At 71.9% G+C, this 15,873-nt stretch carries 16 protein-coding genes; 10 read left to right on the forward strand and 6 right to left on the reverse strand.

Annotation, left to right across the window (positions count from 1 at the left end):
* Positions 1–70: 70 nt before the first annotated feature.
* Entirely contained in the window at positions 71–1,264 is a 1,194-nt protein-coding gene (locus tag B072_RS0136510) for a glycerophosphodiester phosphodiesterase (protein ID WP_018534936.1), read from the reverse strand.
* A gap of 197 nt (positions 1,265–1,461) precedes the next feature.
* Here B072_RS0136510 and B072_RS0136515 point away from each other — a divergent pair, with 197 nt between their 5' ends.
* Complete coding sequence (locus B072_RS0136515; RefSeq protein ID WP_078506700.1) at positions 1,462–2,235, forward strand: lysophospholipid acyltransferase family protein; 774 nt, start codon at positions 1,462–1,464, stop codon at positions 2,233–2,235.
* Positions 2,236–2,402: 167 nt separating this feature from the next.
* Here the strand turns inward: B072_RS0136515 and B072_RS0136520 are convergent, their stop codons facing one another.
* The gene (locus tag B072_RS0136520; RefSeq protein ID WP_018534938.1) at positions 2,403–3,935 is read right to left on the reverse strand and encodes an MFS transporter; all 1,533 of its coding nucleotides are present in this window, start codon (positions 3,933–3,935) and stop codon (positions 2,403–2,405) included.
* A complete protein-coding gene (locus B072_RS0136525; protein ID WP_018534939.1) occupies positions 3,932–4,483 on the reverse strand; it encodes a TetR/AcrR family transcriptional regulator in 552 nt (183 codons plus the stop codon). Before B072_RS0136525 ends, B072_RS0136520 begins: the two co-directional genes overlap by 4 nt.
* 151 nt (positions 4,484–4,634) lie before the next feature.
* On the opposite strand from B072_RS0136525, the gene B072_RS44900 reads away from it, so the two are divergent.
* Positions 4,635–4,904 (forward strand): hypothetical protein, encoded by a 270-nt coding sequence (locus tag B072_RS44900; RefSeq protein WP_018534940.1) that lies wholly within the window; start codon positions 4,635–4,637, stop codon positions 4,902–4,904.
* A gap of 75 nt (positions 4,905–4,979) precedes the next feature.
* Here B072_RS44900 and argH read toward each other — a convergent pair whose 3' ends face one another.
* Positions 4,980–6,410, reverse strand: a complete 1,431-nt coding sequence (argH, locus tag B072_RS0136535; protein ID WP_018534941.1) for an argininosuccinate lyase — start codon at positions 6,408–6,410, stop codon at positions 4,980–4,982.
* Between the two features lie 155 nt (positions 6,411–6,565).
* Here argH and B072_RS0136545 point away from each other — a divergent pair, with 155 nt between their 5' ends.
* Positions 6,566–7,153: a pyridoxamine 5'-phosphate oxidase family protein gene (locus tag B072_RS0136545; RefSeq protein WP_018534943.1), complete on the forward strand. Its 588-nt coding sequence runs from the start codon at positions 6,566–6,568 to the stop codon at positions 7,151–7,153.
* A gap of 3 nt (positions 7,154–7,156) precedes the next feature.
* On the forward strand, positions 7,157–7,876 hold the full coding sequence (locus B072_RS0136550) for a L,D-transpeptidase family protein (RefSeq protein ID WP_026246664.1): 720 nt from the start codon (positions 7,157–7,159) through the stop codon (positions 7,874–7,876).
* Between the two features lie 18 nt (positions 7,877–7,894).
* Here the strand turns inward: B072_RS0136550 and B072_RS0136555 are convergent, their stop codons facing one another.
* Together B072_RS0136555 and B072_RS0136560 are read right to left on the reverse strand one after the other, a co-directional pair.
* Positions 7,895–9,400, reverse strand: a complete 1,506-nt coding sequence (locus B072_RS0136555) for a sensor histidine kinase (protein ID WP_018534945.1) — start codon at positions 9,398–9,400, stop codon at positions 7,895–7,897.
* Positions 9,397–10,128 (reverse strand): response regulator transcription factor, encoded by a 732-nt coding sequence (locus tag B072_RS0136560; RefSeq protein WP_018534946.1) that lies wholly within the window; start codon positions 10,126–10,128, stop codon positions 9,397–9,399. Before B072_RS0136560 ends, B072_RS0136555 begins: the two co-directional genes overlap by 4 nt.
* 139 nt (positions 10,129–10,267) lie before the next feature.
* Between B072_RS0136560 and B072_RS0136565 the strand changes: the two genes are divergently transcribed.
* From B072_RS0136565 to B072_RS0136590, 6 genes are all read left to right on the forward strand, one after another.
* Positions 10,268–11,638, forward strand: a complete 1,371-nt coding sequence (locus B072_RS0136565; RefSeq protein WP_018534947.1) for a ferric reductase-like transmembrane domain-containing protein — start codon at positions 10,268–10,270, stop codon at positions 11,636–11,638.
* Between the two features lie 18 nt (positions 11,639–11,656).
* Positions 11,657–12,133, forward strand: coding sequence for an FMN-binding protein (locus B072_RS0136570; protein ID WP_018534948.1), 477 nt, complete (start codon positions 11,657–11,659; stop codon positions 12,131–12,133).
* Entirely contained in the window at positions 12,126–12,893 is a 768-nt protein-coding gene (locus tag B072_RS44905) for an FAD:protein FMN transferase (protein WP_018534949.1), read from the forward strand. Before B072_RS0136570 ends, B072_RS44905 begins: the two co-directional genes overlap by 8 nt.
* 36 nt (positions 12,894–12,929) lie before the next feature.
* On the forward strand, positions 12,930–13,946 hold the full coding sequence (locus B072_RS0136580; RefSeq protein ID WP_018534950.1) for a bile acid:sodium symporter family protein: 1,017 nt from the start codon (positions 12,930–12,932) through the stop codon (positions 13,944–13,946).
* 140 nt (positions 13,947–14,086) lie between these two features.
* Entirely contained in the window at positions 14,087–14,806 is a 720-nt protein-coding gene (locus B072_RS0136585; RefSeq protein WP_018534951.1) for a GntR family transcriptional regulator, read from the forward strand.
* On the forward strand, positions 14,803–15,834 hold the full coding sequence (locus tag B072_RS0136590; RefSeq protein ID WP_018534952.1) for an ADP-ribosylglycohydrolase family protein: 1,032 nt from the start codon (positions 14,803–14,805) through the stop codon (positions 15,832–15,834). Before B072_RS0136585 ends, B072_RS0136590 begins: the two co-directional genes overlap by 4 nt.
* The last annotated feature ends 39 nt before the right edge of the window (positions 15,835–15,873 follow it).

Genomic DNA, 15,873 nt, shown 5'->3' on the forward strand with positions numbered 1-15,873 from the left:
CGACGGGACGGGCCGGCCCGGCGCGTGGTTGCCGGGCCGGCCGTCTCTCACTCCAACCGGCGCCCGCGGCTCAGCCGTTGACGAAGTCCTCACGGGCCAGCAGGGCGGTGTCGCAGTTGTCGGAGAAGATGCCGTCGATCCCGGTGGCGAAGTACGCCTTGAAGGCGCCGAACGCGTCGCCGTAGGCGTTCGGGTCGGTGCCCTTCTTGAAGTCGGCCGGGAGGAAGGTGTTCTCGTTGCGCATCGTGTAGGGGTGCAGGATGAGGCCCGCCGCGTGCGCGTCCTCGACGAGCGTGGTCGGCTCCTTGAGCTTGCCCGACGCGTCCTTCGGGATGATCAGGTCGAGGGTCGGGCCGATGCCCTGCGCGTAGCCGGCGATCTCCTTCAGGCCCTTGGGCGTGATCAGGTCGGCGACGGTGCGCGGGTCGCCGATGTCGACGAAGTCGGCGGGGCGCGAGTTCGCCGTGGAGAGCAGGACGACCAGGGGGTTGTCGACCAGCTTGTTCAGGCGCTGGATGCTGGTGGGTTCGAAGGACTGCAGGAAGGCCGGCGAGTTCTTCTTGTTCAGGCCGTAGGCGCGCAGCAGCTTGGCGATGCGCTCCTCCAGACCCAGACCGAGCTTGCGGAAGTAGGTGGGGTGCTTGGTCTCGACGTGGATCCACACCTCGCGGCCGCGCTTGCGGCTCTGCTCGGCGCGCCAGTCGAGTACCTCTTCGAAGGTGGGGATCTCCCAGCGGCCGTCGTAGAGGGTGTTGTGCTGGCGGGTGGCCGGGATGCGTTCCTTGGCGCGCAGGGTCTTCAGCTCGGCGAGCGTGAAGTCCTCGGTGAACCAGCCGGTCGTGGAGACCCCGTCGATGACCTTCGTCGTCTTGCGTCCCGCGAACTCCGGGTGCGCGGAGACGTCCGTCGTGCCGCCGATTTCCGGCTCGTGACGGCATACGAGGTGACCGTCCTTGGTCGGGCAGATGTCACCGGCCTCGATGACGTGGGCGCCCATGTCGAGCGCGAGTTGGTACGAGCCCAGCGTGTGCTCGGGGCGGTAGCCGCTGGTGCCGCGGTGGGCGATGACGGTCGGCACGGGCAGGCTCCGGTAGCCCTTGCCGGGGTGATTCCCGCCACTGTCGCGGTCGGCTGCTCTCGCCGTTCCGGGTGCGGCCAGGGCCGCGGCGCCCGCGCCGAGCACCGCGGCGCCGAGGAGGGAGCGGCGGCCCACTCCCCCGGTCTCCTGGGCCCCCTGCGCCGTCTGTGACTTCTCGTTCCCCATGAAGCACTCCTCCCGCCACGTTGTGCCTTGTTGTGCCTTGCACCTGTCAAAGCGGTCCCGATCGTAGGTGGGCGGGTGTGACCAACGGGAGACCCTGGGCGGAACGGAAGGGTGCGTCGAGGTGACCCCTGAGCGTTGCCTGCGCGTCAACCGTGCGCGAACTCAGGTCAACTCTGCGTATCCAGTCGGTGAACCCGATGTGCGACGGGCCCGCAGGCGCGAGTATCGTCCTCACCTGCACAGACCCAACGACCCGTTCGAGGTCGTTCCCAACCGAATCCTTGACATCGGAGGGCCCGTTGTCCCGCTTCGCGCTCATCAAGGCAGTGCTCGGACCGATCATGCGCCTGATGTTCCGCACCCGTGTGGAAGGCGCCGAGAACATCCCGGGCACCGGCCCCGTCATTCTGGCGGGCAACCACCTGACGTTCATCGACTCGATGATCCTGCCGCTCGTCTGCGACCGGCAGGTGTGCTTCATCGGCAAGGACGAGTACGTCACCGGCAAGACCCTCAAGGGCCGCTTCATGGCGTGGTTCTTCACCGGCGTCGGCATGATCCCGGTCGACCGGGACGGTGCCAACGGCGGCGTGGCCGCGCTGATGACCGGCCGCCGCATCCTGGAGGAGGGCAACATCTTCGGGATCTACCCGGAGGGCACCCGCTCTCCCGACGGGCGCCTGTACCGCGGTCGTACGGGTATCGCGCGGCTGACGCTGATGACCGGCGCTCCCGTCGTGCCGTTCGCCATGATCGGCACGGACAAGCTGCAGCCGGGCGGGGCGGGGATGCCGCGTCCGGGGCGGGTGACCGTGCGGTTCGGCGAGCCGATGGAGTTCTCCCGCTACGACGGGATGGACCGTGACCGGTACGTGCTGCGGGCCGTGACCGACTCCGTGATGACCGAGGTCATGCGGCTGTCCGGTCAGGAGTACGTCGACATGTACGCGACCAAGGCGAAGGCCGCGTAGGCGTTTTGACCTGAGCCTGGGCCCCCGGAGATTTCCGGGGGCCCAGGTTTTTTGTCTGCGGGGCCGCGGCGCGGGCCCGTCGAGGCGCCTGCCCGGCGCCGGGGTGCCGCCTTGCCCACCCTGCCGCCCCAGGCGGCAGATTGCCCAAGTCGGGGGCGGCGGTGAAGCTAGTTCTCGAGGCGCTGCCCCCTGAGCATGAACCACGCCGCGACCGCCGTGCCCAGCAGGACGATCGCGCCGACTCCCGCCGCCACCTGGAGGCCGTCGACGAACGCGCCCTGGGCCGAGGCGAGCAGTTCGTGGGCCTGGGCCGTCGGCAGGCTGTGCGCCGACTCGACCGCTCCGCCGAGCGATTCGTGGGCCGCGGCCGCCACGTCCGCCGGGGTGCCCGCCGGGGCCGTGAAGCCCGCGTAGACGCCGGTGACGATGGAGCCGAGCACGGCGATGCCGAGGGCCGCGCCGAGTTCGTACGCCGTCTCGGAGACCGCCGACGCCGCGCCCGCCTGTTCCTTGGGCACGCTGGAGAGGATCACGTCGGCCGTGACCGTGAACGAGAAGCCGGCGCCGATGCCGACGACCAGCAGGACCGTGCCGAGGAGCGGGTAGCCCGTCGACTGGCTCAGGGTGGTGAGCGCGGCCAGGGCCAGGCCGACCGCCGCCAGACCGCCGGCCACGACGACCCGGACCGAGAAGCGGCGGGCCACCGTACCGGCGATCAGTCCGGCGCCCACCGCGCCCACGGCGGCCGGGAGTTCGGCGAGGCCCGCCTCGAACGGCTCGCGCCCCTGGACCAGTTGGAGGAACTGGGACAGGAAGAAGATCAGGCCGGCGAGGCCGAGGATGGTCAGCAGGTCCGCGAGGACGGCGCCGGAGAAGCCGCGGTTGCGGAACAGGCGCATGTCCAACAGGGGCGAGCCCAGGGTGAGCTGGCGGCGGACGAACCAGAGCAGCGCGGCCGCGCCGAGTACCGCCGTCGCCGCTACGCTCCAGCTCACACCGTGCGCCGCCGCCTCCTTGACCGCGTAGACGACACCGATCATGCCGATGAGCGAGAGCGCCACGCTGAGCAGGTCCCAGGGGCCGGGGACCGGGTTCTTCGACTCGGGGATGAGCTTGATGCCGACGATCACCAGGACCGCCATGACCGGCAGGTTGATCAGGAAGACCGAGCCCCACCAGAAGTGTTCGAGCAGGAAGCCGCCGACGACCGGGCCGACCGCGGCGCCGGCCGAGGCCATGGCGCCCCAGATGCCGACGGCGAGGGAGCGCTCGCGCGGGTCGTGGAAGATGTTGCGGATCAGGGCGAGGGTGGAGGGCATGAGGGTCGCGCCCGCGACTCCGAGCAGGGCCCGCGCCAGGATCATCAGCTCCGGTGACGACGCGTAGGCGTTGAGGACCGAGACCGCGCCGAACGCGACCGCGCCCCACAGCAGCAGCTTCTTGCGGCCGATGCGGTCGCCGAGACTGCCCATGGAGACGAGCAGGCCCGCGATGACGAACGAGTAGACGTCGCCGATCCAGAGCAGCTGCGTACCGGACGGCTTGAGGTCCTCGCTGATGTACGGGGTCGCCAGGCCGAGGACGGTCGCGTCCACGGCGACGAGCAGCACGGCCAGCACGAGGACGCAGAGGGCGAGCCACCGTCCCGGACGGGACTCCACCACCTCCGCCGCAGGGGTGCGCTGTTGTGTGCCGGTCATGGTTCCACGCTCCGTCGTGCGCCGCCGAGCAGCAGCTCGGCGATCATGTATGAGAAGTCCTTGGCCGCGACGCGGCCGTCCTGTACGGCCCAGGCGCCGCTGCCGATGAGGCCGTAGAGCGCCTCGCAGAGCCAGGCCGGTGTCAGGTCGATGCGGAAGTCGCCGGCTTCCTGGCCGCGCCGGAAGAGCGCCACCATGCGGCCGTCGATCCGCTCCCAGCCGGCGTGCTGCTCCTCGCCCTCGAAGAGCTGGTTCTCCGTGATGAGGAAGGCGAGCAGCGGCGCCGCCGGTTCGATCTCCGCGATCAGGCGGCGCAGCGCGTCCTCGGCCCGGTCCGCGTCGAGGCCGGCCCGGTCGAGGGCCGCCTCGCACTCCTGGATGCCCAGGTTCTCCAGCGCCCGCACGAGCGCGTCGCGGCCCGCGAAGTGACGATGGAGGGTGGCGCGGCTGATACCGGCCGCCCTGGCGACCTCGTCCATCGTGGCCGTGGACTTGCGGGTGAGCAGGGCGGCGGCGCTGCGCAGCATCTGTTCGCGATCGACCGACATGAGACAAGAGTAGAGCAGATGAGACACGAATGTCTCATCCATTGCGCGGCAGAGCGCCCCGTGTGACTCCGGTGGCTCGTCCTGTCACCCGGTGTTACGACTGTCGGGACGGTGTCGGGACGTTCCGACGGCTCTCTCGGGAGGTACGGGCATGGGGTGCTGCATCTTCGCGGCGATGGCGGCGATCGGGCCACGGGTCGCGCTCGTGATCACCTGGTTGTTCACGAATCTCGTGGACCGCGCCTTCACCGGCATGCTGCTGCCGCTGTTCGGCCTGATCCTGCTGCCCTGGACGACGCTGGGGTACGTCTTCGCGTACGCGCCCGTCGTCGGGGTGCGCGGCATCGGCTGGCTGGTCGTGCTGATCGGACTGCTGATGGACCTGTCGAGCTACGGGGGCGGGGCGCGGGCGCGCCGCTGACGCCGGTCCGTAAGGAAGCAGGGGCCCGGTTCATCCACGGATGGATGAACCGGGCCCCTGCTTCTGCTGTTGCCGCTACTTCTTCTTCGCGTCGGCCCAGGTCCGCTGGACCGTCAGGTCCTGCTTGACCTCGGCGAGCTGAACGGCGACCGCGCTGGGCGCCGTGCCCCCGCGGCCGTCGCGCGAGGCCAGCGCGCCCGGCACGTTCAGCACCGTGCGGACCTCGGGGGTGAGGTGCTCGGAGATCTTCGCGAACTGCTCGTCGGTGAGCTCGTCGAGCTCCTTGCCCTCGCCTTCGGCGACCTTGACGCACTCGCCGGCGACCTCGTGCGCGACACGGAACGGCACGCCCTGCTTCACCAGCCACTCGGCGATGTCGGTGGCGAGCGAGAAGCCGGCCGGGGCGAGCTCCTCCATCCGCTCCCGGTTGACCGTGAGCGTGGCCATCATGCCGGTGAACGCGGGGAGCAGGATCTCCAGCTGGTCGCAGGAGTCGAAGACCGGCTCCTTGTCCTCCTGGAGGTCGCGGTTGTACGCGAGGGGCAGCGCCTTGAGCGTCGCCATCAGGCCCGTCAGGTTGCCGATCAGGCGGCCGGACTTGCCGCGCGCCAGCTCGGCGATGTCGGGGTTCTTCTTCTGCGGCATGATCGACGACCCGGTGGAGAAGGCGTCGTGCAGCGTGACGAAGGAGAACTCCTTCGTGTTCCAGAGGATGATCTCCTCGGCGATCCGCGAGATGTTCACGCCGATCATCGCCGTGATGAAGGTGAACTCGGCGACGAAGTCGCGCGAGGCCGTGCCGTCGATGGAGTTGCCGACGGAGCCGTGCTCGAAGCCGAGGTCCTTCGCGACCGCCTCCGGGTCGAGGCCGAGCGAGGAGCCGGCGAGCGCGCCCGAGCCGTACGGCGAGACCGCGGTGCGCTCGTCCCACTGCCGCAGCCGCTCCGCGTCCCGGGCCAGCGACTGGACGTGGGCGAGGACGTGGTGGGCGAAGAGCACCGGCTGGGCGTGCTGGAGGTGCGTGCGGCCGGGCATCGCGGTGTCCGGGTGCGCCTCGGCGAGGCCGACGAGGGCCTCCTGGAGCTCGGCGATCAGGCCGCCGATGATCCGGGCGTGGTCGCGCAGGTACATCCGGAAGAGCGTCGCCACCTGGTCGTTGCGCGAGCGGCCCGCGCGCAGCTTGCCACCGAGGTCCGGGCCGAGGCGCTCCAGCAGGCCGCGCTCCAGGGCGGTGTGCACGTCCTCGTCGGCGATGGTGCCGACGAAGGAGCCGTCCGCGACGTCGGCCTCGAGCCGGTCGAGACCGTCGATCATGCGGGTGAGCTCGTCGTCGGTGAGCAGGCCCGCCTTGTTCAGCACGCGCGCGTGGGCACGGGAGCCCGCGATGTCGTACGGGGCCAGGCGCCAGTCGAAGTGGACCGAGGCGGAGAGTTTCGCCAGGGCCTCGGCGGGGCCGTCGGCGAACCGGCCGCCCCAGAGGCGGACATCGCCGGTGTTGCTGCTCACGTGCTCTGCTCCTCTAGCCGGTGGGTGTCATGCATGATTATGCAGAGTTCCGCATGAATCGTCAATCGCACCGTCGCGACACGATCCTCCCGCACTCTATCCCGCATGGCGAGACGCATCTGTCCAGCATGTGATCACACCGGCATACTCCCCTCATGGGCAAGAGCTACGAGCACATAGACGGCCGGCTGCGCACCTTCATCGAGTCCCAGCCCCTCTTCTTCACGGCCACCGCGCCCCTCGCAAGCGACGGGACGGTCAACCTCTCCCCCAAGGGCCTCAAGGGCTCCTTCGCCGTCGTCGACGAACTCACCGTCGCGTACCTGGACTTCGCGGGCTCCAACGCCGAGACCATCGCGCACCTGCGCGAGAACGGCAGGATCACGCTCATGTGGTGCGCCTTCCAGGGGCCGCCGAACATCGTCCGGGTGCACGGCCGCGGCGAGCCCGTCTTCCGCGACGACCCACGCTTCGGCGACCTGCTCGGGCACTTCCCCGACATCGACCCGACGCGCAACGGCCTGCGCGCGATCATCCTGGTGCGGGCCGAACTCATCCGGGACACCTGCGGATACGCGGTTCCCTTCATGACGTACGACGAGGAGCGCACCCTGCACGGCGACTTCTTCGTGCGCAAGGACGACACCGAGCTCGACGCGTACTTCCAGAAGAAGGAGTACATCGGGAGCAGCCTGGACGGACTGCCCGGGCTGCCGTTGCCGCTGCCGCCCGCTACGTTCTGACCCATGCGTCCTTTACGTACATGTATCGCCGCGGCTCTGACCGCCGCCGCGCTCGGCGCCACGCTCGGTGCCACGCCGTCCGCCGGTGCCGCCGGGCCGCTGCCCGCCCGGATGGCGGACACGGGCGCCGGCAGCCAGCTGATCACCGCGCAGGCGCCCCGCGCGTCCTCGACGTCCGGCACCGTCACCTGGTGGGACCGGCGCCCCGACGGCCGCTGGGTGAAGGCCGGTTCGGCGCCCGCGCGGTTCGGGGCCAAGGGGCTCGTCGCGGGGACCAAGCGCAAGCAGGGCACCAACACGACCCCGGCCGGGCTCTACCGCCTCCCCTTCGCCTTCGGCAACAAGGCGGCGCCGGGCGGCACTTCGGTCACGTACCGGCGGGTGCGCAGCACCTCCTGGTGGTGCCAGGACAACAAGTCCCGCTCCTACAACCGCTGGACCCAGCCCCGCCCGGCCGACTGCCGCGCCGCCGAGTCCGAGCACCTCGCCGACTACGGCACGCAGTACGCGTACGCCCTCGTGATCGGCTTCAACTACGACCGGCCGGTGCGCGGGCGCGGCGCCGGGATCTTCCTGCACGTCAACGGACGCGCGGCGACGGCCGGTTGCGTCTCCGTGCCGAGGGACGACATGCGGCGGATCATGACGTGGGCGCGGCCGGGGCGGGCTCCGCACATCGCGATCGGGACGTCGGGCGGGGCGACGGCGATCACGAAGTACTGATCGACCGGTGCGTACGGATCACTGATCGCCGGCGTCGGTGTCGGCACGCGGCAGCCGGACGGTGAACGCGGTCGCGCCGGGTTCACTCGCCAGCGCGACCGAGCCGCCGTGCGCCGTCGCGACCCCGGCGACGATGGACAGGCCGAGGCCTGTACCGCCCCCCTCGCCGCGTCGGTGCTCGCCGTGCACGAACCGTTCGAAGACCGTGTCCCCGACCTCCGCCGGGACACCGGGGCCGTCGTCGGCGACCGTGAGCAGCACCGCGTCCGGGTGGCTCGTGAGGGCTGTCGTGACCTGGGTGCCGGGCGGGGTGTGCAGCCGGGCGTTGGCGAGGAGGTTGGCCAGGAGCTGATGAAGGCGGTGGGCGTCTCCGGCCACCGTGACCGGATCCTTCGGCAGCCGCAGAGACCAGCGGTGCCCGGGCCCCGCCGCGCGGGCGTCGTCGACCGCGTCGAGGACCAGGCGGGTCAGATCCACCGGGGCGCGCTCCAGCGGACGGCCCGCGTCCAGGCGGGCGAGCAGCAGCAGGTCGTCGACCATGGCGCCCATCCGGCCCGACTCGGCGGTGATGCGCTCCAGGGCCCGGGTCACCTCCGGCGGGACCGGGCCGGGGTGCAGCAGGGCGAGTTCGGCGTGGCCGCGGACGGCGGCGACGGGGGTGCGCAGTTCGTGGCTGGCGTCGGCGGAGAAGCTGCGCAGCCGCTCCTCGCTGCGCTGGCGCTGGGTCAGCGCGTTCTCGACGTGGCCGAGCATGCGGTTGAAGGCACGGGTGACCCGGCCGATCTCGCTGTCGGGCGGCGTCGTCTCCGGGGCACGGGCGGGCAGCGCCACCTCACCGCTGGCCAGGGGGAGTTCACTGACCCGGGTGGCGGTGGCCGCGACCCGGTTGAGGGGGCGCAGCGACCAGCGCACCCACAGGGCGCCGGCGACGCCGGTGGCCAGCAGGGCGATACCGAAGACGACACCGCAGACCAGTTCCAGCTGGTGGACGGTGGCGTCGACGGGTTCCAGCGGAAGGCCGGTGACGAGTACGTCACCGTCGCGGCCCGCGGCGGCCATGACCCGGTACTCGCCGAGTGTGGGCAGGTCGACGGAGTGGCCCGCGCCGTCGACCGGCAGGTCGGCGAGTACCTTCTGGTCGGCCCCGTCGAGCCGCACCGACTGGTCGCTGGGGTCGTCGGCGGAGCGGACCACCCCGGCCTGGGTGACCTTTCCGTCGACCAGACAGACGCCGAGGGTGCCGGTGCTCTGCCGACGGGTGTCGCCGTGCTCGTCGCCGTCGTGGTCGTCACGGCCGACCCGGGTGCCCCGGTGTTCGAGGCTGGCCGGGTAGGTGCTGCCCGCGTCCTGCAGTTGCTGGTCCAGACGGGAGGTGAGGAAGCCGCCGAGTTCCAGGACCGCCGCGATCCCCACCGCGGCGCAGCTGATGGCGAGCAGCACGACGAGCCCCGCGGTGAGCCGGCCGCGCAGGGTGCGCGGCGCCCGCAGCCACCGCGGCGGCCTCGGTCGCTCGGGCCGCTTCACCGGGCCGCCGGCTTGAGGACGTACCCGGTGCCCCGGACCGTGTGGATCATGGGTTCGCGGCCCGCGTCGATCTTCTTGCGCAGGTAGGAGATGTACAGCTCGACGACGTGCGCCTGGCCTCCGTAGTCGTACGACCAGACGAGATCGAGGAGCTGGGTCTTGCTCAGCACGCGGCGCGGGTTGCGCATCAGACAGCGCAGCAGCTGGAACTCGGTCGGTGACAGCTCGACGGGCACGCCTCCTCGGGTCACCTCGTGGGCGTCCTCGTCCATCTCCAGGTCGCCGACGGTGAGCAGGGCGGCCGTGGCCCGCTCCCTGGTCATCCCGGCGCGACGCAACAGGCCGCGCACCCGGGCGACCAGTTCGGCCAGCGCGAACGGCTTCGTCACATAGTCGTCGCCGCCCGCCGTGATGCCGGCGATGCGGTCCTCGACGGTGTCCCGGGCGGTCAGGAAGAGCACGCACACGTGCGGCTGGGCGGCGCGCAGCTCGCGCAGCACGGACAGGCCGTCGCGGTCCGGCAGCATGATGTCGAGGACCACGGCGTCGGGCCGGAAGTCGTGGGCCAGGGCCACCGCGGCGCGGGCGGTGGCGGCGGAGCGCACCTCCCAGCCCTCGTAGCGCAGGGCGCCGGTGACGACCTCGGCGAGGTCCGGCTCGTCGTCGACGACGAGGACCCGCACGGGGGTGCCGTCGGGGCGGGTCAGGGCTGTGGAGTGTGGGCTCATGGCCCTACCAGGGTCTCCCGATTTCCTTTGAGTTTCCTCTGAAGGCGGGCGCGGGGCCCGTTCTCAGAGGCTGCTCAGAGGTTGGCCCAGCACAGTGGCCTTTCCGCACAACCGTTTCGAACAACAGTGAGGAGGCCCCATGGTCGCCACCACCCACACCCCGCCCCCCACGAGCCACCGCGCCCAGGCCGCCCGGCCCCGCCGCTCCCCCGCCGCGCCCCTGCTGGCCGCGGCCTGGGCGGGCGGCTTCGCGGTGCTCGGGCTGTGGTGGCAGAACACGGTCTCCGTGGCGGGCTCCGCGGGCTGGCTGGGCGGGGCCGGACGGATCACCGGGCTGCTGTGCGGCTACATGTGCGCGCTGCTCGTCATGCTGATGGCCCGGGTGCCGTGGCTGGAGCACGGCGTGGGCAGCGACCGCACGGCCCGCTGGCACGCGTCCGCCGGGCGGTGGACGGTCGGGCTGCTCGCGTGCCACATCGTGCTGATCACGCTCGGGTACGCGGCGCAGGCGCACACCGGTCCGATACGCGAGTTCCTCTCGATCGTGTTCGACCTGCCGGAGATGCTGAAGGGCACGCTGGGCGCGGCGGTCCTGCTGGCGGTCGGCTTCGTCTCGGCGCGGGCGGTGCGGCGCCGGATGCGGTACGAGACCTGGTACTACCTGCACCTGCTCACGTACGCGGCGATCTTCCTCGCGTTCTGGCACCAACTGGCCCTCGGCGCCGACTTCGTGGGCAGCGCGGCCGCCCGGGCCGCCTGGTACGTGCTGTATGCCGGCGCCGCCGCGCTGGTGCTGTGGTTCCGGGTGCTGGTGCCGGTGCGGCTCAATCTGCGGCACCGGCTGCGGGTCGAGGTCGTCGTGCCGGAGGCGCCCGGGGTGCACTCGGTGTGGGTCCGCGGCCGTCGGCTGCACGAACTGGGCGCGCAGCCGGGGCAGTTCCTGCGCTGGCGGTTCCTCACCCAGGGCCTGTGGGGTGCCTCGCACCCGTACTCGCTGTCCGCGGTGCCGCAGTCCGGTCTGCTGCGGATCACCGTGAAGTCGCTGGGCGACCACAGCGCGGCGGTGCCGACGATCGCGCGCGGCACCCGGGTGTGGGCGGAGGGCCCGTACGGGGCGCTGACCGCGAACCGGCGTCGCCGCCGCAAGGTCCTCCTCCTTGCGGGCGGCACCGGGATCACGCCGCTGCGCACCCTCTTCGAGGCGTTGCCCGCGGCGCCCGGCGACCTCACCCTGCTCTACCGGGCCCGCACCGCGGCAGAGCTGACGTTCCGTCATGAGCTGGAGGCGATAGCCGACCGGCGCGGGGCGCGGCTGCTGTACGCCCTGAACTCGCCGGACGGGACTCGTACCCCGCTCACCGCGGACCGGCTGCGAGCGACGCTGCCCGACATCGCGGAGCACGACGTCTTCCTGTGCGGGCCGCATCCGCTCGCCGTCGCCGCGTACGAGGCCCTGCGGGCTGCCGGGGTGCCCGCGTCCCGCATCCACTACGAGTCCTTCGAGTTCTGAGGAGCCATGAGCAGCGCCATGAAGGCCCATCCGCTCCGCCGCACCGCCCTGACCTGCGCCGCGACCGTCACCGTGACGGTGCTCGCGCTGGCGCTGAAGCCGCATTCGACGACCGCGACGGCGGCGCCGTCCGGGTCGGCACCGTCCGGCGACTCCTCCAGCGGGTCATCGGGCGTGTCATCAGGTGGGTCCGGTTCGTCCGGTGGCTCGACCTCCGGGACCCGCACCGTCACCGGCGACACGGTGCAGACCCGCTACGGCCCCGTACAGGTCGAGCTCACCCTGAGCGGCTCGAAGATCACGGCGGCGCGCGCGGTGCAGTCGCCGGGCGACGACCCGCGCAGCCGGCAGATCAACGCCGCCGCCGTGCCGACGCTCGTCCAGGAGACGCTCAGCGCCCAGAGCGCGCGGATCGACACCGTCTCGGGCGCCACCTTCACCAGCGAGGGCTACATCTCGTCGCTGCAGAGCGCGCTGGACCAGGCGCATGGCTGACGGCAGGGGCCTGCACCGCGTGGTGCGCACGATGGGCACGATGTTCTCGTTCACGGTGCGCGATGATCCGACTCCCTTGCTGGACAGTGTGCTTGACGGTGCCGAGGCGCTGCTCCACCACGTGGACCGGGTCTTCTCGACGTACCGCGACGACAGCGCGATCAGCGCTCTGGCCCGCGGCGAGAGCGTGCCCGAGGGCCGGCGGGCGGAGGTGGACGAGGTGCTCGACCTGTGCGCGCGGGCCGAGCGGGAGAGCGAGGGCTGGTTCTCGGTGCGGCACTCGGCGGGGCTCGATCCGAGCGGCCTGGTGAAGGGCTGGGCGGTGGAGCGCGCGGCACGGCTGCTGCGCGAGGCAGGCGCCAAAGCGGTCTGCGTGAACGGGGGCGGCGACGTCCAACTCCACGGCGGCCCCTGGCGGGTGGGCATCGCACACCCCCTCGTCCCCGGCAAGGTGGCGGCCGTCGTCACCTCGGACACGGGCCCGCTCGCGGTGGCGACGTCCGGTACCGCCGAGCGCGGTTGCCACATCGTCGACCCGCACACCGGCAGGCCGCCGGTCGGCGCCCCGGCCTCGCTGACCGTGGTGCACCAAGGCCTGACCCGGGCGGACACCCTGGCGACGGCCGCGTACGCACGGGGCGCGGGGGCTCGTGCGTGGCTGACGGGGCAGCCGGGCGTGGCGGCGTTCGCGGTGGCGACGGACGGTTCGACGTGGACGACGGGGAGCTTCGGCGCCCCCGCCACCGACCATCAGGTGTAGCGACCACATATCGAGACGGGGTTGCATGCCCCTGCCATGGCGACGTTGCATCGCCCGGTGCGAAGCGAAACCGAACCCCAGTCCGACCAGACCGACAGTACGTCCACCGACGGCACGTCCACCGACCGGGCCGCCCGGCTCGCGGTCACCGTCTTCCCCGTGCTCGTGCTCGTCGCGGGCGCGCTGGGGCTGCTGCTGCCGGACACGTTCGCGGACTACAAGACGGATGTGCCGTATCTGCTGGGCGTGGTCATGTTCTGCATGGGGCTGACCATGAGCCTCGGGGACTTCAAGGGGGTCGCGCAGCGGCCCTGGGCGGTCGGGATCGGGCTCGTCGCGCACTACGTGATCATGCCGGGGCTCGGCTGGCTGATCGCCAACGTTCTCGATCTGTCGCCCCAGTTGGCGGCGGGGGTCATCCTCGTCGGCTGCGCGCCCAGCGGTACCGCGTCGAACGTCGTGACGTACCTCGCGCGCGGTGACGTCGCCCTGTCCGTGTCCGTCGCGACCGTCTCCACGGTGCTCGCCCCGCTCGTCACGCCGCCGCTGACGCTGCTGCTCGCCGGGGAGTACCTGCCGGTGGACGCGGGGTCGATGGTGACGGACATCCTCAAGACCGTGCTGCTGCCGGTGCTCGCGGGCCTCGCCGTCCGGCTCCTCTTCGGCCGCTACGTCGACCGGGTGCTGAGCGTCCTGCCGTGGCTGTCCGCGGCGACCGTCGCCGTGATCGTGGCCGTGGTCGTCGCGGGCAGCGCCGCCGCGATCAAGTCGGCCGCGCTGGTGGTGCTCCTCGCCGTGGTCCTGCACAACGGCCTCGGGCTCGCCCTCGGCTACGGCGCCGGCAAGGCCGCCCGGCTCGGGAAGCCCGCGTCGCGCGCCATGGCCTTCGAGGTCGGCATGCAGAACAGCGGGCTCGCGGCCTCCCTCGCCACCGCCCACTTCAGCCCGCTGGCCGCGCTGCCCGCCGCCGTGTTCTCGGTCTGGCACAACGTGTCGGGCGCGGTCGTGGCGGCGTGGATGTCGCACCGGTCCAAGGCCGAGCCCGCCGACTGACCCGGGCGGCACGGGCCGCGCATACACCGACACCGACGCGGACGCGGACGCCGACGCCGCGAGAAGCCGACCGGTCCCCCACCGAATTCCTCACTGGACAGGTATGGACAGGTCGGCTTTCGCATGCCTACCGTCTAGACATGCCTGGACAGGTTCACAAGCATCACCATGTCGCCCGCGTCCTCGCCGACGAGATCCGCGCGGGCGTGCACACCGACGGCAGCAAGCTGCCCGGGGAGCACGCCCTGCGGGAGCGGTTCGGGGTCAGCCGGACGACCGTGCGGCAGGCCCTCGGGGTGCTCGGCGAGCAGGGGCTCATCCAGACGCACGCCGGGATCGGCTCGATCGTCACCTTCGACGGTACGCCGCTCGACCAGCGTCTCGGCTGGACCAAGGCGCTCGCCGCGCAGGGCACCGAGCTGACCACGCGCGTGCTGCGCTTCGAGCGGATCAGGGACGCCGCACTCGCGGCCGAACTCGGCCTGGACAGCGACGCGTTCACCGCCCTGGACCGGGTCAGGCAGCTGCCCGACGGGCAGGGTGTCTCGCTGGAGTTCAGCCGCGTACCGGCCGTGGGCCCGCTGGCCGACCTGGCCGAGCGCGGCCTCGACGGTGACTCCCTGAGCCGCACGCTCACCGCGGCGGGCCGGATCCCCGACTCCGCCGAGGCGCGGATAGCGGTCGCCGGGCTCGGACCGGAGGACTCCGACGCCCTGCATCGCTCCCCCGGTGAGCCCTTCCTCCGTGTCGCCCAGGTGTTCCGCGACGCGGAGGGCGGCGTGGTCGAGCAGGTGACGAGCCTGCTGGACCCCGCCCGGTTCCAACTGCACGTACGTACCGGCCGAGGAGGCCACTCGTGACACCCGTGTCCGCAAACCCCCAACTCGACCGCGCGCTCGGCGCCTTCTACGGCCTCGCGCTCGGCGACGCCCTCGGCATGCCGACGCAGGTCATGTCGCGCGCCGACGTCGTCCGCGTCTACGGCGCGCTCGAAGGCTTCGAACCGGCCCGGCCCGACAACCCGGTGAGCGCCGGGATGCCCGCGGGGTCCGTCACGGACGACACCGATCAGGCGGTCATCGTGGCGCGGCTGATCGTCGAGGGCGACGGGCACGTCGACCCGCTGCGGTTCGCCGAGGAACTCCTCGCCTGGGAGAAGGAGATGAAGGCCAAGGGGTCGTTCGACCTGCTCGGCCCGTCGACCAAGGCGGCGCTCGACTCCGTGGCCCGGGGCACCGACCCCAAGGAGGCCGGGAAGCACGGCACCACGAACGGTGCCGCGATGCGGGTCACGCCGGTCGGCATCGCCTTCCCCTGCGACGTCTCCCGGACCGCGGCCATCGAGGCGTTCCTCGACCGGGTCGTCGAGTCGTGCCAGGTCACGCACGACACCACCGTCGGCATCGCGGGAGCGGCCGCGGTCGCCGCGGCCGTCTCCACCGGGGTCGCCGGCGGCACCCTCGACGAGGCCTTCGACGCCGCGATCACCGCGTCGGCGGCAGGCGCCCGGCGCGGGAACTGGATCGCGGGCGCCAGCATCTCGGCGCGGATCGGCTGGGCGCGCGAGCTCGTCGCCGGTCTGGACGAGGCCACGGCGCTCGACCGGATCGACGCGCTGATCGGCACCAGCGTCGCCAGCCAGGAGTCGGTGCCCGCGGCCTTCGCGGTGCTCGCCATGACCGGCGGCGACCCGTGGCGCTCCGCGCTGCTGGCCGCGAACCTCGGCGGCGACAGCGACACGATCGGCGCCGTCGCGGGCGCGATCGCCGGCTCCGTGCACGGCCTCGCGGCCCTGCCCGCCGACGCCGTACGGACCCTGCGCGAGGTCAACGACCTCGAACTGGATCCGTTGACAAGCCAGTTGCTCACGTACCGCGACCTCGACTGACACCACCGGCCCCCACCGACTGCCCCAGCACCCGAGCAA

Source organism: Streptomyces sp. HmicA12, assembly GCF_000373565.1.
Taxonomy (GTDB): Bacteria; Actinomycetota; Actinomycetes; order Streptomycetales; family Streptomycetaceae; genus Streptomyces.